This window comes from Sorangium sp. So ce124 (assembly GCF_051525235.1).
Classification (GTDB): Bacteria; Myxococcota_A; Polyangia; order Polyangiales; family Polyangiaceae; genus Sorangium; species Sorangium atrum.
On the sequence record NZ_CP150312.1, the window covers coordinates 4,513,598 to 4,535,158 of the forward strand.

18 protein-coding genes are annotated in these 21,561 nt (G+C 72.1%); 13 read left to right on the forward strand and 5 right to left on the reverse strand.

Annotated elements, in window-relative coordinates; genetic code table 11:
* Nucleotides 1-158: 158 nt before the first annotated feature.
* From WMF19_RS17055 to WMF19_RS17070, 4 genes are all read left to right on the forward strand, one after another.
* Nucleotides 159-1,520 carry a sigma-54-dependent transcriptional regulator gene (locus tag WMF19_RS17055; protein WP_272098101.1) on the forward strand — a complete coding sequence of 454 codons (1,362 nt, stop codon included), beginning with the start codon at nucleotides 159-161 and terminating at the stop codon, nucleotides 1,518-1,520.
* A gap of 220 nt (nucleotides 1,521-1,740) precedes the next feature.
* Nucleotides 1,741-3,060 carry a PhoH family protein gene (locus WMF19_RS17060; RefSeq protein WP_272098102.1) on the forward strand — a complete coding sequence of 440 codons (1,320 nt, stop codon included), beginning with the start codon at nucleotides 1,741-1,743 and terminating at the stop codon, nucleotides 3,058-3,060.
* 81 nt (nucleotides 3,061-3,141) lie between these two features.
* Entirely contained in the window at nucleotides 3,142-4,251 is a 1,110-nt protein-coding gene (locus tag WMF19_RS17065; RefSeq protein WP_437900083.1) for a tyrosine/phenylalanine carboxypeptidase domain-containing protein, read from the forward strand.
* Nucleotides 4,252-4,560: 309 nt separating this feature from the next.
* On the forward strand, nucleotides 4,561-4,773 hold the full coding sequence (locus tag WMF19_RS17070; RefSeq protein WP_437329659.1) for a hypothetical protein: 213 nt from the start codon (nucleotides 4,561-4,563) through the stop codon (nucleotides 4,771-4,773).
* Between the two features lie 13 nt (nucleotides 4,774-4,786).
* On the opposite strand, the gene WMF19_RS17075 is transcribed toward WMF19_RS17070, so the two are convergent.
* The 4 genes from WMF19_RS17075 to WMF19_RS17090 form a co-directional block, all read right to left on the reverse strand.
* Nucleotides 4,787-6,967, reverse strand: coding sequence for a RecQ family ATP-dependent DNA helicase (locus WMF19_RS17075; protein ID WP_437900084.1), 2,181 nt, complete (start codon nucleotides 6,965-6,967; stop codon nucleotides 4,787-4,789).
* A gap of 93 nt (nucleotides 6,968-7,060) precedes the next feature.
* Nucleotides 7,061-7,753, reverse strand: a complete 693-nt coding sequence (locus WMF19_RS17080) for an oxidoreductase (RefSeq protein ID WP_272098106.1) — start codon at nucleotides 7,751-7,753, stop codon at nucleotides 7,061-7,063.
* Between the two features lie 456 nt (nucleotides 7,754-8,209).
* The gene (locus WMF19_RS17085) at nucleotides 8,210-8,752 is read right to left on the reverse strand and encodes an NUDIX hydrolase (protein ID WP_437329662.1); all 543 of its coding nucleotides are present in this window, start codon (nucleotides 8,750-8,752) and stop codon (nucleotides 8,210-8,212) included.
* 475 nt (nucleotides 8,753-9,227) lie between these two features.
* Nucleotides 9,228-9,824 (reverse strand): FxsA family protein, encoded by a 597-nt coding sequence (locus WMF19_RS17090; RefSeq protein ID WP_437900085.1) that lies wholly within the window; start codon nucleotides 9,822-9,824, stop codon nucleotides 9,228-9,230.
* A 125-nt stretch (nucleotides 9,825-9,949) separates the two neighbouring features.
* Here WMF19_RS17090 and WMF19_RS17095 point away from each other — a divergent pair, with 125 nt between their 5' ends.
* Nucleotides 9,950-11,494: a lysine 5,6-aminomutase subunit alpha gene (locus tag WMF19_RS17095; protein WP_437900086.1), complete on the forward strand. Its 1,545-nt coding sequence runs from the start codon at nucleotides 9,950-9,952 to the stop codon at nucleotides 11,492-11,494.
* Between the two features lie 283 nt (nucleotides 11,495-11,777).
* Complete coding sequence (locus WMF19_RS17100; RefSeq protein WP_437329665.1) at nucleotides 11,778-12,512, forward strand: OAM dimerization domain-containing protein; 735 nt, start codon at nucleotides 11,778-11,780, stop codon at nucleotides 12,510-12,512.
* Nucleotides 12,513-12,516: 4 nt separating this feature from the next.
* Here WMF19_RS17100 and WMF19_RS17105 read toward each other — a convergent pair whose 3' ends face one another.
* Complete coding sequence (locus WMF19_RS17105; protein ID WP_437900087.1) at nucleotides 12,517-13,302, reverse strand: J domain-containing protein; 786 nt, start codon at nucleotides 13,300-13,302, stop codon at nucleotides 12,517-12,519.
* Nucleotides 13,303-13,584: 282 nt separating this feature from the next.
* Between WMF19_RS17105 and WMF19_RS17110 the strand changes: the two genes are divergently transcribed.
* The 7 genes from WMF19_RS17110 (at nucleotide 13,585) to WMF19_RS17140 (ending at nucleotide 21,552) form a co-directional block, all read left to right on the forward strand.
* Entirely contained in the window at nucleotides 13,585-14,430 is an 846-nt protein-coding gene (locus tag WMF19_RS17110; RefSeq protein WP_437900088.1) for an SDR family NAD(P)-dependent oxidoreductase, read from the forward strand.
* A 331-nt stretch (nucleotides 14,431-14,761) separates the two neighbouring features.
* Nucleotides 14,762-16,525, forward strand: a complete 1,764-nt coding sequence (locus WMF19_RS17115) for a hypothetical protein (RefSeq protein WP_437900089.1) — start codon at nucleotides 14,762-14,764, stop codon at nucleotides 16,523-16,525.
* 44 nt (nucleotides 16,526-16,569) lie between these two features.
* On the forward strand, nucleotides 16,570-17,073 hold the full coding sequence (locus tag WMF19_RS17120; RefSeq protein ID WP_272098114.1) for a T3SS (YopN, CesT) and YbjN peptide-binding chaperone 1: 504 nt from the start codon (nucleotides 16,570-16,572) through the stop codon (nucleotides 17,071-17,073).
* Nucleotides 17,074-17,093: 20 nt separating this feature from the next.
* Nucleotides 17,094-18,311, forward strand: a complete 1,218-nt coding sequence (locus WMF19_RS17125; RefSeq protein WP_437329668.1) for a hypothetical protein — start codon at nucleotides 17,094-17,096, stop codon at nucleotides 18,309-18,311.
* A gap of 199 nt (nucleotides 18,312-18,510) precedes the next feature.
* Nucleotides 18,511-19,392 (forward strand): carboxypeptidase regulatory-like domain-containing protein, encoded by an 882-nt coding sequence (locus WMF19_RS17130; protein ID WP_437900090.1) that lies wholly within the window; start codon nucleotides 18,511-18,513, stop codon nucleotides 19,390-19,392.
* A gap of 371 nt (nucleotides 19,393-19,763) precedes the next feature.
* The gene (gene cyoE, locus WMF19_RS17135) at nucleotides 19,764-20,765 is read left to right on the forward strand and encodes a heme o synthase (RefSeq protein ID WP_437901641.1); all 1,002 of its coding nucleotides are present in this window, start codon (nucleotides 19,764-19,766) and stop codon (nucleotides 20,763-20,765) included.
* Between the two features lie 52 nt (nucleotides 20,766-20,817).
* A complete protein-coding gene (locus WMF19_RS17140; RefSeq protein ID WP_437900091.1) occupies nucleotides 20,818-21,552 on the forward strand; it encodes an SCO family protein in 735 nt (244 codons plus the stop codon).
* Nucleotides 21,553-21,561 lie beyond the last annotated feature (9 nt).

The window sequence follows — 21,561 nt, forward strand, 5'->3', positions numbered from 1 at the left end:
GCGTGGTGCGCGGCGACGTTCGCAGAGCTCGCCCGCCGGGGGCCCTGCGCGCGCTGCACCTGACTCCCAAACACCGCGGATGACAGGCCGCGGCAAGGGCAAAGGCGCAACTCGTTGCGGAGTGGTGCGCGCCGGTGTAGGAAAAGTTTTCAGGGTCTATGCGCCGTGTCCTAGTCGTTGACGACGAAGAAAACCTGCGCCTCGTGGTGCGCACGTTCCTCAAGCGGGACGGCTACGAGGTCGAGGCGGTCTCGAGCGGCGAGGAGGCGCTCGCGATGGTCGAGACGTTCGGGCCCGACGTCATCCTGACCGACGTCCGGATGCCCAGGATGGGCGGGCTCGATCTGCTGGCGACGCTGAAGGCCAAGGGCAACGAGGCCACGGTCATCGTGATGAGCGCCTACGGCAACGTCGACCTGGCGATCGAGGCGATGAAGGCGGGCGCCTACGATTACATCCAGAAGCCGTTCAAGGCCGAGGAGGTGCTGCTCACGCTCCGCAAGGCCGAGGAGCGGGAGGCGCTCCGCCGCGAGAACCGCGTCCTGCGCCAGGAGATCCGGCGGGAGAACCTCTTCGAGGAGCTCCTCGCGAAGAGCCCGCCGATGCAGGTGATCTTCAAGACGATCGCGAAGGTCGCCGACTACAAGACCACGGCGCTCATCACGGGCGAGAGCGGCGTCGGCAAGGAGCTCGTGGCCCGGGCGATCCACAGGCGGTCGAGCCGCCGCGGCGGTCCGTTCGTCGCGGTCAACTGCGGCGCCATCCCGGAGAACCTGCTGGAGAGCGAGCTCTTCGGGTACAAGCGGGGCGCGTTCACCGACGCGGTGAACGACAGGGCGGGGCTGTTCGAGCAGGCGAACCACGGCACGCTGCTGCTCGACGAGATCGGCGAGCTGCCGCTCGCGCTTCAGGTGAAGCTGCTCCGGGTGCTCCAGGAGGAGACGCTCCGCCGGCTGGGGGACAGCAAGGACATCAAGGTCGACGTCCGCATCCTCGCGGCGACCCACCGCGACCTGATGGCCGAGACGCAGGCCGGCCGGTTCCGCGAGGACCTCTTCTACCGGATCAACGTGCTCCCCATCGCGATCCCTCCGCTCCGCGAGCGGCGGGAGGACATCCCGATCCTCATGGATCACTTCCTCGCGAGGAACAACGCGCGGTTCGGCATCAACATCCGCGGCTTCGAGCCCGAGGCGAGGCGGCTGCTCCTGGAGTACCGGTGGCCGGGCAACGTCCGGGAGCTGGAGAACACCGTCGAGCGCGCCATGGTGCTCTGCGAGGGCGAGCGCATCGGCGAGGCCGACCTGCCCGAGCGGATCCGCGAGGCGCGCGATCCGATCCAGATGCAGCTGACGAGCGGCGAGCTGTCGATCAAGAAGACGTCCCGCGTCATCGAGGAGATCCTCATCCGGCGCGCGCTCCAGAAGACGAAGGGCAACCGGACCAAGGCGGCCGAGGTGCTGGAGATCAGCCACCGGGCGCTGCTCTACAAGATCAAGGACTACCGGATCGATCTCTGACGTCGGCGGGCCGACCGGGAGTCGACGGGGACGACGCGGACGGCGCGACGACCGTGGACGATGTTCCAGATCCGGCCGAGTCGAAGGTCGGTATTTCTCCAGATGTCCGCGAGGGGCTCGCGCCGATGCATGGGTCAACGCGTGACCGCAACCAAGCGCGGGCGGCACAACAGCTCTCTTGCGCCCGTCGCCTCAGGCGGCTACGTCGTCCCGCTCCCCCATGAAGAAGAATTACGTTCTCGACGCGAACGTCCTCCTCCACGATCCGCACGCGATCTTCAGGTTCGAGGACAACGACGTCATCATCCCGATCTACGCGATCGAGGAGATCGATCAGTTCAAGCGGGAGGGCTCCGAGCGCGGGCGCAACGCGAGGACGATCGCCCGGCTGCTCGACGAGGTCCGCGGCGCCGGGACGCTCGCGACCGGGGTGCTGCTCGAGAGCGGCGGCACGCTGCGGATCGCGATCCCGGAGCGGCGGCCGGAGCTGCTCGTGGGGCTGGAGTCCGGATCGCAGGACAGCGCCATCCTGCAGACGGCGATCGACATCCGCGATCGGCACAAGGATCGGCCGACCATCTTCGTGACGATGGACACGAACCTCCGGATCCGCGCCGACGCGCTCCGGATCCCGGCGGAGACGTACGAGAACCAGCGGGTGCACGACCCGGCCATCGAGCAGTCGGTGGTGGAGCTCGAGGTGCCCGGCTCCGAGGTCGACGCGTTCTTCCAGAACGGCTCTCTCTCCAGCGACAAGCTCGCGGATTTATTGCCGAATTCTGCGGTGTTGCTCCGCGACGCGGGGGCGCCGAGCCACACGGCGCTCGGCCGGTTCGACGCGGCGCGCGGGCAGATCGTCGCCCTCCGGGTCGGGCGGGAGGGGGTGATGGGGGTCCGGCCGCGCAACAAGGAGCAGGCGTTCGCGCTGGACCTCCTGCTCGACGATTCGGTGCGGCTGATCACGCTGATCGGCAAGGCCGGGACGGGCAAGACGCTCCTTGCGCTCGCGGCGGCGCTGAAGCGGACGACCGAGGACAACGCCTACAGCCGGCTGCTCGTGAGCCGGCCGATCATGCCGCTGGGGCGCGATCTGGGCTTCCTTCCGGGCGACGTGGACGAGAAGCTGAACCCGTGGATGCAGCCGATCTTCGACAACCTCGAGTTCCTCTTCTCGAACGGCGGCACGAAGCCGGGGCGCGACGCGCGCGGCTTCGTGGAGCTCCTGGAGAGCGGGCGGATCCAGGTCGAGCCGCTCACCTACATCCGTGGGCGCAGCCTGCCGCACCAGTACCTCATCGTGGACGAGGCCCAGAACCTCACCCCGCACGAGGTGAAGACGATCATCACGCGATGCGGCGAGGGGACCAAGATCGTGCTGACCGGCGATCCTCAGCAGATCGACAACCCGTACGTGGACCACGCGTCGAACGGCCTGCTCGTGGTGGCGGAGCGGTTCAGGCGCGAGCGCATCGCGGGTCACGTGGTGCTCGCCAAGGGCGAGCGCAGCGAGCTCGCGGAGCTCGCGGCGAACCTGCTCTGAGGCGAGCGGCGCCGGGCGCGCGGCGCTCTCACGGGGCGGGGGCGTGCGGGGCGGGGGCGTATCTGGAAGGAGCGGCGGGCCGTGGCGCGGCGTCCTCGAGCTAGATCGGCCGAACGGCCGGCGCCTCCGGCGTGGGTGCCGGACGCGGATCGGCTCCTCGGCGCCGCGGCGCGGCGGATCCGCGTCGTCGGGTCGAGCACGCCGGTGAACCTCGTCGAGGAGCTCGCGCGGCTCGCCGCCTCCTGGGATCGGAGCGGCGCGGAGCTCCCGCGGTTCACCTACGCGCCCGCGCAGGACCACGGCGAGCTTCGAAAGGCGATGGAGGCGGCGGCCGAGCGGCTCGCAGGGCAAGGGGAGCTCGGCGCGGTCTATGCCGGCCGCGCGAGCGAGCTCGCCGCGGAGGCCGCGATCTGCGAGGCCGCTGGCGGGGCGGGGTGCTGGTCCGCCGCGCGCCGCCGCTACGCCGCGCGCGACGCGTTCGACGAGCAGGCGGACGCGCTCGCCGCGACATGGGTCGAGCAGGAGGCGGGCGCCGCGTCGAGCGACGAGGAGCGGGTGCGGAGCGACGACGCGCGCTCGCCCTGGTCGCTCCTGTCGCGGATGCGCCGCGAGATCGGGGCGCGGCGCTTGCCCCTCCGGGTCGTGATCGCCGACATCGCGCCGCTCGCCGCGACGGGCGACGGGGTGATCCAGGTCGCGCGGGGGCGCATGCTCACGCGCGACGACGTCGAGCGCACGGTGCTCCACGAGATCGAGGGGCACGCGGCGCCGAGCGTGCGCGCCGCGGCGCTCCCGCTCGGGATCTTCGCGATCGGGACCGCGAACGGGGGCGACGATCAGGAGGGCTGGGCGCTCGCGCGCGAGCGCGCCGCGGGGTACCTGGTCGGCGCCCGCCGGATCGAGCTCGGGCTGCGCCACCTCGCCGCGCGGAGCGTCGAGCGCGGCGCGGGCTTCGTCGAGACAGCGCGGCTGCTCGAGGCGCGCGGCGCGCGCTCCACGGGGGACGCCCTGCGCATCGCGGCGCGCGTCCACCGGGGCGGCGGCCTCGCGCGGGAGGTCGTCTACCTGCCGGCGCTGCTGCGGGTCGAGGCGCTGCTCGTGGAGCAGCCAGCGCTGGGGCCGGTGCTCGCCTCGGGCCGGGTCTCGGTGGGCGCAGCGGCGTCGCTTTCGTCCTGGGCGAGGGAGAGGTGATGGACCGTGGCTGCCCAGCTCGACCGAGAGGATGGGAAGCCGGGAAGAAAAGTCCGATCCTCGCTGAACTTCGTGCCTTCCTGGGAAGCCGATCCCATGAAATGAAGGCATCGCCGGTCGGTGAGGGGCGGGCGAGAAAGGGGGCTGCGTGAAGGGAAGGATCACTCCAGCCGTGCGAGCGCGGCATGGAACGCGCTTGACGTGGTGGCCGGCGGGCGGGCTGCCTCGCGCGTGCTGTCGCATCCGCGCGGCGCGCGGTGGCGGTCCTGGAAGCGCGCGGCGCGGACGGGCCGGCAGGCGGAGGCGGGAATGAACTCGAAGAAGGCCATGGAGAGGGAACCCAGACGGCCGCCGAGGGGAGGCGAGGCCCCGACGGTGGTCCTCAAGGGGGACCTCCATGTCCTGGATCTCGGCGCGGGCCTGATGCTCGACGTGTTCATCAACGTCGAGGGGCGCCTGACGACCTTCGTCAGCCTGGATGGCCAGCTCATCGCGGAGCTCCGCGTCGCGGGCCTCGCCTGAGGTCCCGGGCCGCTCAGGGGCCCGAGAACTCCCGGACGACGCGGAGGATGCCCTCCCCGTAGCTCGAGATCTTCGCCTGCCCCATGCCGCGCGCTAGCGCGAGGTCGTCGAGCGACGCGGGCCGGATCCGCGCGATCTCCCGGAGCGTCCGGTCGTGCGCGATGACGTAGGCGGGCAGCGACTTCTCCTTGGCGAGCGCGGCCCTGTGGGCGCGGAGCGCCTCGAACAGCGGCACGTCGTGCTCCTCGAGCTCGACGCCGGGCTCCGCTGGCGCGCGCGAGGCCGGGACGGGGGCGCCCGGCGCGGGGCGCGCCGCGTCGTCGCGGGTCGCTGCGGACGCGAACGCCTGCGGGGCCGGCTGCGCGCGCGCCCGCGTGGAGGGCGCGGCCGCCGGCGGCCGCGCGGCGGGCGACGCGCCCGGCGCCGCGCGGCGCGGCCGCCGGCGCGCGGCGGGGACCGGGAGCCGCACCCGCGCGGGCACCTCTCCGCGCATCACGCGCCAGCCCGCCGGCGTGATGAGGGGGACGGGGAACTCGCCGGTCGTGAGATCGATCCAGGCGTTCGCGAGCAGCGCGCGGAGGATCGACATGGCCTCGTCGTGGCTCTTCCTTTCGAGGACGCCGAAGGTCGAGAGCCGGTCGAGCCCCATGCGGCGGACGCGCTCGTTCGACTCGCCGACGAGCATCGACGCGACCGCCTGCATCCCGGCGCCGCCCTTGACCCGCGCGACGCCGGCGAGCGCGCGCCGCACGAGGTCGTTGTCCCGGGCGAGCGCGGCCGGGTCGCTCGCCTCGAGGGCGTCGACCTCCAGGCAGACGTCGCAGTGGCCGCAGCCGCCGAGCGACTCCGCCTCGTCGCCGAAGTAGCGGAGGATGAAGTCGTGCCGGCACGTCGCGGCGTCGACGTAGCGGAGAAGCTCTCGGAACAGCCCCCAGGCGCGCGCGGCGTCGTCGGCGTTCGCCTCGACGCCCCCCTCGCCGAGCTGGCAGAGCCGGCGGCGCAGCGCGATGTCCGCGGGCGCGAACAAGAGGAGGCCGCGGGCCGGGTCGCCGTCGCGCCCGGCGCGGCCGACCTCCTGGTAGTAGGCCTCGATCGACGACGGCGGCTGGGCGTGCACCACGAGCCGGACGTCGGGGCGATCGATCCCCATGCCGAAGGCGTTCGTGGCCACGACCACGGAGAGGCTGCGATCGGCGAAGCCCGCCGAGATGCGCGCGCGGGACTCGGGGGCGAGCCCGGCGTGGTACGCTTCCGCGTTCCAGCCTGCGTCGCGGAGCGCCTCGGCGAGGCGCTCGGCTCCCTTGCGGGTGGCGGCGTAGACGATGCCCGCCCCGCGGGGCCGCCCGGGATCGCCGAGGGCCTCCAGCAGCGCGCGCGCCGTGCGGCGCCCGGCCTCGCGCGGGCCGTCGACCGCCGATACCTGCAGGTGGAGGTTGGGCCGGGCGAAGCCGCGCAGGATCACCTTGGGCGGCGGCTCTTCGGCGCCGCGCGCGCGCCCGCTCACCGCATCGCCGTCGCCGTCCGCGCCGTCGGGCGCGGGCAGCGGCCAGCCGAGCCGGCGGATGATCTCGTCGCGCGCGTCGGGGGTCGCCGTCGCGGTGCAGGCGAGGACCCGGGGCGGCCGGAGCCGCGCGAGCGCGGCGCCGATGCGCAGGTAGTCGGGCCGGAAGTCGTGCCCCCACTGGACGATGCAGTGCGCCTCGTCGACGGCGACGAGCGAGAGCCGGCTCGCGGCGAGCGCCTCGAGGAACCCGTCGAGGGCGAGGCGCTCGGGCGCGGCGTAGACGAGCTTGTACTCGCCGCGGCGGAGGGCGGCGAGGCGGCGGCCGTTCTCGTCGCGCGCGAGGCTGGACGCGATGAACGTCGCCGGGATGCCGCGCGCCTCGAGGGCGCGGACCTGATCTTCCATCAGGGAGATGAGCGGGCTCAGGACGAGCGTCGTGCCGGGCAGGGCGACGGCCGGGAGCTGGTAGCAGAGCGATTTGCCGCCGCCGGTCGGGGCGACCACGAGGACGCGGCCCGCGCCCCCGAGCAGGGCCTCGATCGCCTCGCGCTGCCACGGCCGGAACGCGGCGATGCCGAACCGCTCCGCGAGCACGGCGTCGAGCGACGGGGGCGGGCTCTCCGGCGGGCGCAGCGAGGAGGGGGCGAGGCGCTCGGTCACGATCGGCGAGGGGCGTTCAGCGAGGACCATGGCGGCGTCGTCGAGCGAGCGCCGTGCCTGCCGCGAGCCCTAGCATTTCCGCGCGCATGCGTCGCCCGGTGGGTGGCGGCGCCATGGCGGCGATCAGGCCTGGACGACGCCGATGCCCTTGGCGAGCGCTTCCATGTCGTCGAAGTGATAGACGTGGCGACCGTTGCGCCCGCCGAGCGCCGCGGCGACCATCGCGCCGGCGACGGTCCTCGCGTCGATGGGCCGGTACCTGCGCAGGCCGCCCTTCATCGTGAACCGGAGCGTCTGCGCCGCCGCGACGCCGATGGCCTCGCCCTTCCTGACCTCGCCCCGCTCGCCGAGGAGCAGGCTGGGCCTGAGGACGTGGACCGCCGCGAAGCTCGCCGCCGAGAGCTCCTGCTCGAGCTCGCCCTTCACGCGAAGGTAGAAGCTGGTCGAGCGCGGGTCGGCGCCCACGGAGGAGACCAGGACGAACTGCTTCACCCCGGCCTTCTCGGCGAGCCTGGCGATGGTGATGGGGTAGCGATAATCGATCTCGTAGAAGGCCTCTTCGGAGCCGGCCTTGGCGATCGTCGTCCCGAGCGCACAGAACACGTCGCTCACGCCGGCGAAGTCCGCGCCTTCGAGCCGGTCGAAGTCGACGATGCGCTGCGAGAGCCGCGCGTCCTCGATCGGGGCCGGGCGGCGGAGCAGGGCGACGACCTTCGTGTACGCTGGCTGTTGCACGAGGAGGCGCAGGCAGTGGCCGCCGACGAGGCCCGTTCCTCCCACGATGAGAGCTGTCTTGTCGACCGTCATGTCTTCCATGTCCGTGCGGAATCACCCGCGGAGAGCGCCGCCGCGGGGATCCACAGCCGTACCACGCAGCGTAACGCAAGCGGCGCGCGAACCATAGCGGCCGGCCGTGCGCGGCGCGAGCGGACCGACGGCGCGGGCCCCCCACGCTTCCTTTCCTGGTGTGTCCGGGCGCTACATGCTCTGTCGTTGGCCAGCTACGCGCCAGCCACGCGCCGCGCTCAGCCACGCGCCGCGCTCAGCCACGCGCCGCGCTCAGCCACGCGCCGCGCTCGTCCGGAGCAGCATAGACGGACGACCGCAGGGCTCCATCGAGCTGCCGGCTCTGGAGATGGCCGTACGCTGAAGGGGGGATGATCGCACATCTCCTGTGATCCCGCGGGCGCCGCTCGGAGCGAGCGTGCGAGATGTGCCTTGAGCGGGCCGCCCGCCTCCTGCGTCGCGGCGGCGCGGGGCCCGCGCGGCGCCTCACGTGAGCTGCGCGCTGGCGACCTTCTGCGAGCGCTTCGTGCGCTGGGCCTGCGAGCGCTTCGCGCGCTGGGCATGGAAGGCCTTGACCGCCATCGGGATGACCAGCTCCCTGTGCTTGGGTACCAGGTTGTTCGGCAGCTGCTCGACTGGCCACCAGGTGCCCGTGGCCGGCACCTCGGCGAGCTTCGCCTGATGGACCCGGGAGAGCATCCAGCCGCGCGTGGCGGCCGAGAAGTAATCGCCGACGAACGTGAAGTCGGAGATCGTCATCCCGACCCGGTGGAGGACGTGCTCGGGCTGCTCGCCCGGCGAGAGGACGCTGCCTGGGCAGCACCACTCTCCAGGGCCTGCCGCCGACGCTCCGCGCTGTGTCAGGAGCACCTCGAGGGCGCCAGAGTCCGCGTTCCTCCGGAGGCACACGGCGTCCGCGGCGAGGTGGATGGGGAGTCGGGAAAGAGCGTTGATGAGCGAGCTGCCGAGCGGCTCCCGTGGATCGACGTACCCGAGGAGCCAGCTGGCCATCGACTTGATGAGCCTCATCTGGGCACCCTCCGCGAGGGCGCGCGGCGGGGCCGCTGGAGCACCGCCCGCCGGGCGTTCAAGCGAGGGCGTCGGCGCTGCTCAGGGCTGGACGTCGTGCCGGGGTCGCTCTTCGCGCTGCCGCCGGGGCGGCGCGGCCGGGTCGATGGGATCGAGGTTCGAGTTGGATCTTTCATAGGAGGGTGCTGCGTTGGTGTGGTTGTGCGTTGTTGCGTCATGTTGCGCAGGTTCAGATCTTCATGTCGTTTCTCCTGGGATGTCGGGCTGCGCCGACGACGTTGAGGAGCCTACAATGCGCTCTGTTTCTTTGTCGTTTCAGTCGTGCAGCTCGGACGTGAATCATTGTCCTGCGTCGTTGCTCGCTGTCTCGCCGAGCTCCTGACGCCGGTGTTCGTGTGTCGTGCGTGAGAGTCGCTGGTGATCCGGGCCGCGCGAGCGCGCATGCGTTCGCCGGGGCGTCGATGACATCGAGGTGTCAGCCGGGCAGTCGTCGCGTCGTCCGCGCTGGCCCGCCGGCCTCATCCTCCTCGGCCCCCTCGGTCACCTCCGCCTCGACGTCGATGACCTGCCATGACGCCGGTCGACCGCGGGACGCGCCAGCGCGCCCATCGGCGCGCTCGCCGAACGGCCCGCCGCTCAGGTCGATGACCCTCATGCTGAAGAACGCGCCGTTGCCGGGGCTGTCCACGCCGATGCCGGCGGCGCTCGCCGCGGCCACCCGCCGCTCGATCCGCTCCCGCACCGCCGCTGCGATCCGGCGGCGCACCGGTGGGAGCAGGAGCATGAGCCCTGCCACGTCGGTCAGCACCCCCGGCGTGATGAGCAGCGCCGCCCCGAGGAGCGCGAGGAGCCCTCCCGTGAGCCCCTCGTCCGGGGCGCGGCCCGCCGCCAGCGCGCCGCGCCACGAGGCGAGCACCTTGAGCCCCTCGCGCTTCGCGAGCGCTGCGCCGAGGATCGCCGTCCCGAGCGCGATCGCCACGGTGGGCCAGAAGCCGATGACGTCGCCGATCGACAGGAGGAGCCAGAGCTCCAGGATCGGGAGCGCCGTGAAGAGCAGGATGAGCTTGCCCATGACCCCCGTCGTCTAGCGCCGCCCGCCGCGCCGCGCACGCGTGAGGCCGCCCGCCGCCATGGATCCTGCGCCGGAGTACCGGCCGCGGTGAGAGTGCGCTAAGAGCGCTTGCCCCGGAGAAATCCATGACGACTGTCCCCGTGGAGCAGGAAAAGGTGGAGGCGTGTCGCGCGTTTGCCGCCGACATCGCCGACGAGGTGCAGCGCTTCATCGACCGCCACACCACGGTCGGCGTCGAGCGCACCGTCGCCCGCGCGTACGGCGTGGTCGGCGCCGACGCCGAGGGGACGCCGCTCGTGAACGCGCTCGTCGATCGCATCCACAGGGCGGGGCAAGCCGGTCGCGGCGTCGCCTACCACCTGGGCCGGGCGCTCTGCGAGGGCGCCGGCTCGGTGCAGGAGGCCGCGGAGATGCTGGCGTTCAGCGAGGCGGCCGACCTCGGCGCGGGGCCGTCCGCGGCCGAGGCGCGCGGCGCGCTCGAGGCCGCGACGCGGGAGGCGATCGCCCGGATCGACAGGGCCCGCGACGAGCGCGAGGCCAACAAGGCGGCGCACCGGGTCGGCGTCGCGCCGCTCAAGTACGTCATCGTCGCGACGGGCAACATCTACGACGACGCCGTGCAGGCCAAGGCCGCCGGGTTCGCCGGCGCCGACATCGTCGCGGTGATCCGCGCGACCGCCCAGTCGCTCCTCGACTACGTCCCGGAGGGGCCGACGACCGAGGGATACGGCGGCACCTACGCGACCCAGGAGAACTTCAGGATCATCCGCCGCGCCGCCGACGAGGCGACCCGCGACACCGGCACCTACCTCGCGCAGACGAACTACTCGTCCGGCCTCTGCATGAGCGAGATCGCCTGGATGGCGGCGGTGGAGCGGCTCGACATGCTGCTCAACGACGCGATGTACGGGATCCTGTTCCGCGACATCAACATGCAGCGGACGTTCATCGATCAGTATTTCTCCCGGAGGATCATCGCGAGGAGCGGTATCGTCATCAACACGGGAGAGGACAACTACCTCACGACCGCCGATGCGGTCGAGAAGGCCCATACGGTGCTCGCGTCGCAGTTCATCAACGAGGCGTTCGCGCGGCGCGCGGGCCTCCGCGAGGAGCAGATGGGCCTCGGCCACGCGTTCGAGATCGACCCCTGGCTCGAGGACAGCCTCCTCTTCGAGCTCGCCCAGGCCCAGCTCGTCCGGCAGATCTTCGACCGGCACCCGATCAAGTGGATGCCGCCCACCAAGTTCAAGACAGGCGACATCTTCCACAGCCACGTCCACGACGCGATGTTCAACCTGGTCGGGATCACGACCGGCCAGTCGATCGAGCTGCTCGGGATGTTCAGCGAGGCGGTCCACACACCGCTCCTCATGGACCGGTATCTCTCGCTGAAGAGCGCCCGCTACATCTTCACGGCGGCGCGGCACCTCGGCGACGAGATCCAGTGGAAGCCGGGCGGCATCGTCGAGCGGCGCGCCCGCGAGGTCCTCGACAAGGCGCACGAGCTGCTGCGGGAGGTCGAGCAGGAGACCGTTTGGGACGCCATCGGGCGCGGCGCGTTCGGCGACGTCAAGCGCACGCGCACCGGGGGGAAGGGGTACTCGGGGGTCGTCGCGCGCCATCCGGAGTACCTGAACCCGATCCTCGAGGTCCTGGAGCGGTCGTAGGCCTGTCCTGCTGCGCCGTTCCGGTCGGAGGGCCTTCGGGCTGGGGGCGCGCCGAGAAGGACGGGATTCCCGGGACAACTCTCGACAGAGCCGGAGCGTCAGCGCGCCGGACGACATTCTTCCTGACTTGGCATCTTCCGTGCGCCGAAGCATGGCTGAAGCATGGAAGCATGGAAGAAGCGCGCTCTCTCCCTCTCGATCGCGCTGGCCGCGCGACGCCGCATGGCGCTACTGTCAACGATGGATGGGCTCTTCTGGCCCACCGCTGTAGACAGAGGTGAGCATGACACTGCGAAACATCCTGCGTGCGTATGGCGACCGAGAGGGGGACGGGATGGTCCAGATGTCGTTCACGCTCCGCGTCCTGCCGGGCGACCGCGCGCGCGAGGCGGCGAAGCGCTTTGCCGAGTCGCACGGCCTGCGCGAGCCGCTGGTCACGGCGATGGAGCAAGCCAGCCGGGAGCACACGTATTTCGTCGTTTACGGGCACTCCCAGCACGGCGTCGACCTCTCGGACATCGAGGTCGAGGAGCTCGCCGCACAGCCGCTCACGCGGGACGACATCGAGGCGCAGGCGAAGAAGCTCGGCCGCAAGATCGTGGTCGTCGGGGCGTGCACCGGCAGCGACGCACACACGGTCGGCATCGACGCGATCCTGAACTACAAGGGGTTCGCCGGCGAGAAGGGGCTCGAGAGCTTCAAGTGCTTCGACGCCCACAACCTGGGCGCGCAGGTCGAGAACGCCGAGCTCTGCGAGAAGGCCAAGGCGCTCGGCGCGGACGCGATCCTGGTCTCGCAGGTGATCACCCAGCGCAACTGCCACAAGGAGAACGCGGCGGCGCTCGTCGAGATGGCGACGCGCCAGGGCTTCCGGGACAAGGTGATCCTGCTGCTCGGCGGCCCGCGCATCGATCACAACCTGGCCGTCGAGCTCGGCTTCGACGCCGGGTTCGGCCCGGGCACGAAGCCGATCACCGTGGCGTCGTTCCTGATCGAGCGCCTCGTGGGCCGGGCGTAGGCGGTCAGGCGACGAGCAGGTGGTAGGCGGCCGAGAGCTCGGCGAACCGCGCGGTGCGCAGGGCGCCGTCGCCGGCCTGCGCCGCGGCGCGGTCGGGGTGCAGCGACGCGGCCAGGCGGCGGAAGGCGCGGCGGATGTCGGCCTCGGTCGCGCCCTCGCGCAGGCCCAGCGCCTCGAGCGCCCGGCGGCGCGGCTCGTCCACGCGAGCGGCGCGCGGCGGAGCGCTCCGCGGCGGCGCGCTCGCCGGCCCGCCGTGCGCGGCGCGCGCCGATGAGCCGCGCCGCTGCCGATCCCGCGCGCGCGGGCGGCCGTGGAGGAAATCGCTCGGCGAGAGCGGGCCGGTCTGCCGCAGCGACCCGGCGAGGGGCCTCGCCGTGTGGAAGCAGATGGTCGCCTCCTCGATGCTGAAGAGCGCCTCGAGGCGCTCTCGGAGCTGGATCCGGAGCGCGCGGTCGACCGCGCTCGCCGGGATGAGCCCCGCCGCCACGAGCACCTCGCCTGTCCGGCGCCCCCGGTGCGCGGCGACGAGCGCGGCGAGCCGCTGGATCGACGGCTCGGGCGCGGAGCCCTCCTTCGCGAGGATCTCGCCGAGGCGGGGCACCCGGAGCGGCGTCTCGACGGCCGTCACGAGGCCGGAGAAGAGCTGGATCCGGTGCTGGCGGCCCGGCACCGTCGAGCCGCTCGGCGTCCGGAGCTCGCAGAGCTCCAGGAGCCCGGTGGTCTTCTCGCGGTGCAGCGCGCCGAGCAGGTCTCCCAGGGTCGACGTGGAAAGGCGGCTGGGCAGTTGCATCGAAGGCGGCGTTATCACTGCCGCGCTCGATCGGCCAAAGAAGCGGCGCAGGCGTTCGGGCACGCGGATGTCTCCCTCGCCGGACGGGCCCGCTCGCGCGCACCGTCGCTCGGCCATCGCTCGGGCCTGCGTTCGGCCGTCGCTTGGTCGTCTCTTGGCCTTCGCGCGATTGCGCGCCCCTGCGCGCACGAATGTGTGCCCGGGCCGGGGCCCGCCGTGCGAAGCTCCGCGCGAAAACGGCACGGCGCACCGCGCCGGCGCGCGGATCAGGAGGAATCTGCGATGGGCTTGCTCGACGGAAAGGTCGCGATCATCACGGGAGCCGGCGGCGGGATCGGCCGCGAGGAAGCGCTGCTCTTCGCCCGCGAGGGCGCGAAGGTCGTCGTCAACGATCTCGGCGGGACGCGCGATGGGGCGGGCTCGAGCGACGCGATGGCGGCGCAGGTCTCGGAGGAGATCAAGGCCGCGGGCGGGCAGGCCGCGCCGAGCTTCGACAGCGTGGCGACCCCCGAGGGCGCGGCGAAGATCGTGAAGACCGCCGTCGATGCGTTCGGCCGGGTCGACATCCTGGTGAACAACGCGGGAATCGTCCGCGACAAGACGCTCCTCAAGATGGATGAGGGCATGTGGGACGCCGTCATCGCCGTTCACCTGAAGGGGACGTTCCTTTGCACGCAGGCCGCCGCGAAGCAGATGGTCGCGCAGGGCGGGGGAGGGCGGATCGTCAACACCACGAGCGTCTCGGGGATGATCGGCAACTTCGGGCAGGCCAACTACGCGGCTGCCAAGGCCGGCATCTACGGGCTCACCCGCACCGCCGCGATCGAGCTGCAGAAGCAACGGATCACCGTCAACGCGATCGCGCCCATCGCCAAGACACGCATGACGGAGGATCTGCCCATGTTCCAATCGGCGGGCGACACGCTCACGCCGGCGCACGTGGCGCCTGCGGCGCTGTTCCTCGCGTCCGACCTGTGCGCCGACAAGACCGGCAACGTCCTCGCCGTCGCGGGTGCACAGATGTACATTTACAAAGTCGTCCAGAGCCCCGGGAAGTTCAAGGACGAGGGCGGCGTCTGGACGGCGCAGGAGATCGCGGATCACTGGGACGCGATCATCAAGCTCTGATCGTGGCGCGGGCGCGACGGCGCAGGGCGCCTGGCCGACGGCGGGCGCGGCCGGAGCGCCGGCGCGCCCGCCCAGGGCTGCTCCCCGCGGACCGCGTCGCATGCGCGGCGCGGCGCGGACGATGCGGCTTCGCGCGAGCCGACCGTTGCTGCGCTGATCCCTGGATGCTAGGTTCGAACCGCTTCCGGGGTACGATTGGCGCATCGGCGCACTGTTCGAGCAGGTCGTTCACGCGGAGTCTGGAGGTGCCACCGGTGACCGTCTTTCGCTGCTGTTACGGCTGCGCCATGTCGCGCGGTGCGGCCTCTGCAGCGCGGAGGCGTTGAGCGCCGTGTCACGTGACGCCCACATCCCGCTCGCCCTGTGGATCTGCGCGGCGATCGTGGCGCACATGGCGGGCGGCGGCGGCGCGGTCGAGGTGGCGCAGGTCATCGAGGATCGCGCCCAGCTCCGCCAGATGGTCCACGCGGTGAGGGATGGCCTCCGGCCGGGCGACACGACGTTCGAGATCCTGACCGACGGCGCGGCGCTCACGCCGCCTCCCGCCCCGCTCGCGCCGCCGGAGCGACCGGCGGACAGCGAGCCGGACAAGGACGCGACGCCCGATCCGCAGCAGCCGAAGCCCGATCCGACCAAGGCGGCGACGATCCCACCGCGGAAGCCGCCGAAGGCTGAGCCGCCGCGCCAGGCGAAGGCGCCTCCACCCGCGCCGCCAAAGCCCGAGCCGCCCAAGGAAGCGGCGGCCAAGATCGTACCGGTCCAGCCGGCGCCGCCGCCGCCGCTGCCGCCGGCGGATCAACGGATCGCCGTCCGCCAGCACGTCCAGAAGGACCAGGAGGACAACCCCGAGGCGAACCGGATCGCGGACGACGCCAACAAGGTCGCCGAGGAGACCATGGCGCAGATCCGCTCGAAGGATCAGGACGATCCGGAGCCGACGCCCGGGACGCCGTCGGGGCCGAAGGCGCCGACGGACACGGTCGGCGACAGCGACCACGATCACAGCGGCCACAGCGAGGAGCGCGCCGGCAACGAGAAGCACGCGCCCGGCGAGGGGAACCCCAGGAGCGAGAGCGCGGAGCACCACAGCCCGGCGTCGCCGGCGCAGGCCGCGCAGGCCTCCCGGGCAGCGTCCTCCCCGAGCGTGCCGGGCGCGAGCGGCGGGGCTCGCGTCGCGCAGGCACCTCCCGCGCTTCCGCCGCCGGAGAGGGGCGCCGCGGGCGGCTCCGGCCCGGCGTCGCCCGAGGTGATCGACGGCGCGCGCGGCGGCTACACCCTCAATCCGGCGAACCCGGGCGGCGACGGCAAGAGCCGCGTGGCCGGCAAGAAGGCGACGCCGCAGCCCTACCAGAGCCCGGTCCGCGTCGGCTCGATCGGCCTCGGCGCGCCGGGGCTCCCCGGCGGGCCCAACCTCAACCTGGACATGGCCGGCGTGCAGGCGGCCGTCGGCAACGAGAAGCTCAGGGCGGAGCGGGCCTCGGACGGCGCCTCCCGCAAGAGCGCGCACCGGGGCTCGTGGGAGACGACGGACAAGTGGAAGAAATGGCGCGCCGCGATCGAGAACTACGACCCCTCGGTCAAGCCCGGCAACCAGACCTCGCTCAACGCCGCGCGGGTGCCGTTCGCGACGTACATCAACATGATCCACAACCGGCTCCACCCGATCTTCGCGGAGGAGTTCCTGGCGTCGCTCGAGAGCCTGCCCTCCGGGCACGCGTTCAACCAGAACCGGGTGACCCACGTGGAGATCGTCCTGAACAAGGACAGCGGCAGCATCGTGCGCCTCGGGGTCACGAGGCCGAGCGGGATGACGGCCTTCGACATCGTCGCGCTGAACTCGGTGCAGCGCGCGTCGCCGTTCGGCAAGGCGCCGGACGCGATCGTCTCGCCGGACGGCAACGTGTACCTGCACTGGGAGTTCCACAGGGATCCGTACGACGCGTGCTCGACCCGCAACGCCCGCCCGTTCCTGCTGAAGGCGCCCACCGGCGCCGCCCCGGTCGAGCCGGCGCCGGTGCGCAGGGGGCCGCGGCCCGTCCCGGGCGACGAGGGTGCGCCGGCGCCGCCAGGTCCGCTGCTTCCGCTCGGGCGTTAGGTCCCGGCTCTGCACCGGGACCGCGGCGATGTATCCTGCGCGTCATGCCGAAGGATTCCGACGAGGCCGTTCGAGTGACCAACGCGCGCATCGAGGCGGCGCTCGCGGATTCCCCGGCGTTCACCCGTGTCGAGCCGCAGTTCTACGTCGTCCGCCAGGGGACCGCGTACGTCTACCTTCATGTCCTCCCCTGGGCGCCCGATCGCGCGCTCGTGCGGCTCGTCGCGCAGCTCGCCCGCGGCGTCGAGATGACGCCGGACCTCGCGATGAAGCTGCTCCGCCTGAACGCGCGCATCCGCTTCGGCGCCTTCGGTTACGTCGCGCAGGGCTCGTGTGTGGTCATCGTCCACACGCTCCTCGGCGGCGAGACGCTCGACGCCGACGAGATCCTCGTCGCGCTCCGGGATCTGTCCGTGCTCGCGGATGAGTACGACGACCGCATCGTCGAGGAGGCCGGCGGCCAGCGGATGCAGGACCTGATCGACGCCTCGGCGACCGCCGCGGTCTTCACGGATCTCGACGCTCCCCGCGCCTGGGACAAGGGCTGAGCGACGGGCGCTCATCTTCAATGCTCCTCAACATCGATCTCCCACCCGAAGGCCCTCCTCCCACCGCCGCGCCGGACGCCGCTGCCTCGCCCCATCGCGAGGAGGGCGGCGAGCCTCCGCCTCCCGAGCGCCGGTCCTCCGCCGCCGGGCGACCTCCGCTCGCCGGCCTGCCTGTGCTCGCGCTGATCCGGCCGCTCGCCGTCCTCGCCCTGCTCGCGATGATCCTCGGCCGCATGCTCGCGCCCGCGATGGTCGGCCTGGCGGTGGGCATCGAGCGCGCTGTCCACACGATCGAGCTCGCCGGCGCCGGCGCCTCGCAGCTCTTCGCGATCGGCGCCATCGTCGTCGCGATGGCGCTGATCAGCGCGGTCGTGCGGAGCCGCGTCCCGTACGCGCTGCGGATCGGCACGATCGTCGCGGGAAGCTTCGTCATCCTCGTCGTGCTGCACGCGACCGTGCAGCGCGTGCCCGACCTCTCCGCCGCGCTCATCGGCGTGAGCGCCGCGATCCTCGCGCTCGGCAGCGCGTGGGAGGCGCTCCGCGTCCCGTTCGTGCGGCCGGTCGCGGCCGCGCTCGGGCTCGTCGGCGCCTCTGCGCTCGTGCGGCTCGCCGGCGTCCTCCTGGCCGTCTGGGCGAACGACCGCGGCTCGAAGGCGCTCGCCGGCGCGACGAGCTCCGTCGCGACCGCCGCGTTCGCGCTCGATGCGCTGGCCGTCCTCACGGCGACCGTCGCGCTCGGCGCGGGCCGCGAGGCGCGGCCGCGTGAGGCCGAGCCGCCGCGGCCGCGCCTCGTGAGCCCGCTCTCGCTGGTGGCGCTCGCGTCGGCCCTGCTCGCCACGCGGGCGGCGCTCGCGGGCGCCGCCGACGACGCATCCATGGTCGAGGCGCTCTTCCGCCGCGCGCTCGACCGGCTGCTCACCCGCCCCGCTCCGGTCGTGCCGCTCTCGATACAGCTCTTCGTCGCTGCGCTCTCGGTGGTGATCGTCGCGCTCGCGCTCGTCGCCCCGCCGCGGCTGCCGGCGCTGGGCGGCGCGCTCGCGCTGCTGCTCGTCGCGGGCAGCGCTCCGGAGGTGCCGCTCGGCGCGCTGTCGCTGGTGATCGCCGCCCTCTGCGTCGCGCTCGCGGCCCGCGACGAGCGCGGCTTCTGGGCGGCCGTGCTCGCGAACGAGCGCGAGCGCACCTCTGGCTCGCTCCCGGGCGCCGGGAAACCGGACATCACCGGCGGCGCGTCAGGTTGACGCGAGCGACGACACTCGTTAAGCACGCCCTCGCTGTGCGGAACGACGGCGCGCGGCATTCCACCCGCTGCTCGCCATGAGAAAGACGCGGTGGGAGTCGCCGCCCGGTCCAGACGACCCCTCCCTGAAGACGCCAGATCAGGCTCGGAGGGGCGCGAATCAGGCTCGCGTGGCGCGCCGCGGGCGCGGGAGAGTCCTCATGCATCGTCGCGATCTCGCCTCGCTCTCTGCTCTCGCGCTCACGCTCGCAGGGTGCCCCGAGGAGCCCCCGAGACCGAGCGGCGGCACGGCCGCGACGGCCATCACGGCGGCACCCCCGGTGGCCTCGGTCGAGAAGCCCGCCGCGGCCCCTCAGGGGTCCGAAGCGCCGAAGGCCACGGCGCAGGCGGCCGCCCCGGCGGCCCCCGAGGGCAACGGGATCATCAAGGGGATCGTCAAGTTCACCGGCAAGCCGGTCCAGATGAAGGTCCCCACCGCGCGCAAGGACGCTCCGTTCTGCCAGGACAAGGACGTCCTTTACAACGCTGTTGTCGTCAACGATGGCAAGCTCAAGGACACCTTCGTCCGCATCGCGGTCGGGGGCGTGCCGGGCAGCTGGAAGGCGCCCGACGCGCACGCGGTGGTCGACCAGCAGGACTGCATGTATGTGCCGCGCATCCAGGGCGTGGTCTCCGAGCAGCAGGTCGACATCAAGAACAGCGACCGGACGCTGCACAACGTGCACACCTACAAGGGCTCTGAGACGCTGTTCAACCAGGCGCAGCCGGGGGGCGCCGCGCCGCTCACGAAGGCGTGGAAGGACGGCATCATCAAGCTCACCTGCGACGTCCACCCGTGGATGCGCGGCTTTGTCGTGGTGACGGATCACCCGTTCTTCGCCGTGAGCGGGGATGACGGCTCGTTCACCATCGAGAAGGTCCCTGCCGGCAAGTACAAGCTCGAGGCGTGGCACCCCCGCTATGGCCTGAAGACCGCCGACGTCGCGGTCGCGGACGACAAGCCCGCCCAGGTCACGTTCACGTACGCCGGAACCGAGCCTGAGCCGGCGGAAAACAAGGACGAGCTCAAGGGCCTTTGGTGAGATCCATGGCGGCGGCTGCGGCAGGCGTCGCCCCGCCCCGCCCCGCCCCGGGCCGCCCGGCTGGCGGCGAGCGGCGCGGGGGAGCGACCTTTCCAGGCTCGCTCGACGCGCAAAGAACGGCTGAGCACGCCACGACGGTTGCCGCAAGGCGACTCGTGCCCTAAAGGGAGGCGGGCGACAACTGACGAACTCGACTCCCCGAGACGTGTTGTGCGCGCTAGTCTCCCGGCCCCGATGCTGTTTTCTCCCGCCTCCCGCGCTCCGGTGATGACGTTTTTCAGTGTAACTGTCCCGAGCCCAGGGATCTTCGGAGATGCCGTGCGAGCGCGCGGCGTGGGCCCCGAGCACAGCAGCGAGGTGCGCGCGTGACCATGAGCGTCGAGCAGGCCGCCGAGCGCGCCCCGGTCGTCCCTTACGTTCGCCAGGCTGAGCCGTCCGAGGGCGGCGGCTGTGCGGTCCCCACGAGCGCGCGCCCGCTGCTCAAGGGAGCGGCCGATCTCGTGAGCCTCACCAAGCCGCGCATCACGAGGATGGTGGCCGCGACGATGCTCGGCGGCATGTGGGTCGCGAGCCGTTATCTCCGCGCCGGACTGGCGGGAGAGGCCGCGATCGAGCGCGCGGCGGTGCCGCCCGCGCAGCTGGCGCTGGCGTTGCTGGGGACGGTGCTCGTCGTGTCGGGCGCCAACGCGCTCAACATGTACATCGAGCGCGACACCGATCTGCTGATGGAGCGGACGCGGAGCCGCCCCTTGCCGGCGCGGCGGCTTTCGCCGGAGCTGGCGCTCTGGTTCGGGATCGCGCTCTCTGCCGCCTCGATTCCGGTGCTGTTCATCGGGGTGAACGCGACCACGGGCGTGCTCGCCGCGGTGGCGCTGCTCAGCTACGTCCTCGTCTATACCCCGCTCAAGCGCCGGACGACGCTCTCGCTGCCGATCGGCGCGATCCCCGGCGCCATCCCGCCGCTGCTCGGGTGGACGAGCGTCACAGGGCAGATCGACGCGCCGGGCTTCCTGCTCTTCGCCGTCATGTTCCTCTGGCAGATCCCGCATTTCCTCGCGATATCGCTCTTCCGTCAGGACGAGTACCAGCGCGCGGGGCTCAAGGTGCTGCCGCTCGAGAAGGGCGATCTCACGACACGGCGCCACATCGTCGGCTACCTCGCGCTGCTCGTGGTGTCCTCGGTGCTGTTCGTCCCGCTCGGCGTGGCGGGCTCTGTCTACCTCGGCGCCGCGGTCCTCCTCGGCGGCGCGTTCTTCGGGCTCGGCGTCTACGGTCTCCGCGCGGGCACCGGCGCTCGCTGGGCGCGTCAGGTCTTCTTCGCCTCCATGGTTTACCTGGTGCTCCTCTTCGCCGCGCTGATGATCGGCGCCTGAGCGGCGCCTCGTCGCCTTGACTCACAGGGGACAGGCCCTTAAGCGTCACCGGATGGTCTCAAGCGAGCCCACGCGCCACGCGAACGGCGCTCTGTCGCCTGCGGAGCCGACCGGCCAATCACTCCCGTCCGACCGCGGCGACGCGGGGAGGCCCCCGCGCCGTGGGCTCGTGGGCACGCCCGTGTTCTGGGCCGGGCTCCTCGCGCTGGTCGGGCTCGTGGCGCTCATCACCATCGGGGTCGCCGGGCGCGCGCTCCGCGGTCAGGCCGCGGAGACGCCCGCGATCCGCATCCCTCTGCCCGCCTTCGAGCTCACGGATCAGCGGGGCGCGCGGTTCGGGCTGGAGCAGCTCCGGGGCCGCGTGTGGATCGCGGACTTCATCTTCACGACCTGCCCGACCGTGTGTCCCAAGCTCACGCAGCGCATGAAGGAGATCGAGCACCGGGGCCGCGATCTCGGTGACGCGCTGCACCTCCTGACATTCACCGTCGACCCGGAGAACGACACCCCGGCGGTGCTCGCGGCCTACGCGGCGTCGCAGCAGCTCCCGCTCGATCGCTGGACGCTCCTGACAGGCTCCCTCGATCAGATAGAGTCGACGGTCCTCGACGGCTTCAAGATCGCCATGGGCAAGCAGGAGTCGAGCCCTGGCCTCTTCAGCATCTTCCATGGCGAGCGCCTCGTGCTGGTCGACCAGCAGGGCGTGATCCGCGGCTACTACGAGGCGAACGACGACGGGATCGACACGATCCTGCGCGACGCGGGCGCGCTCGTGAAGTCGAGGTGACCCGCTCGG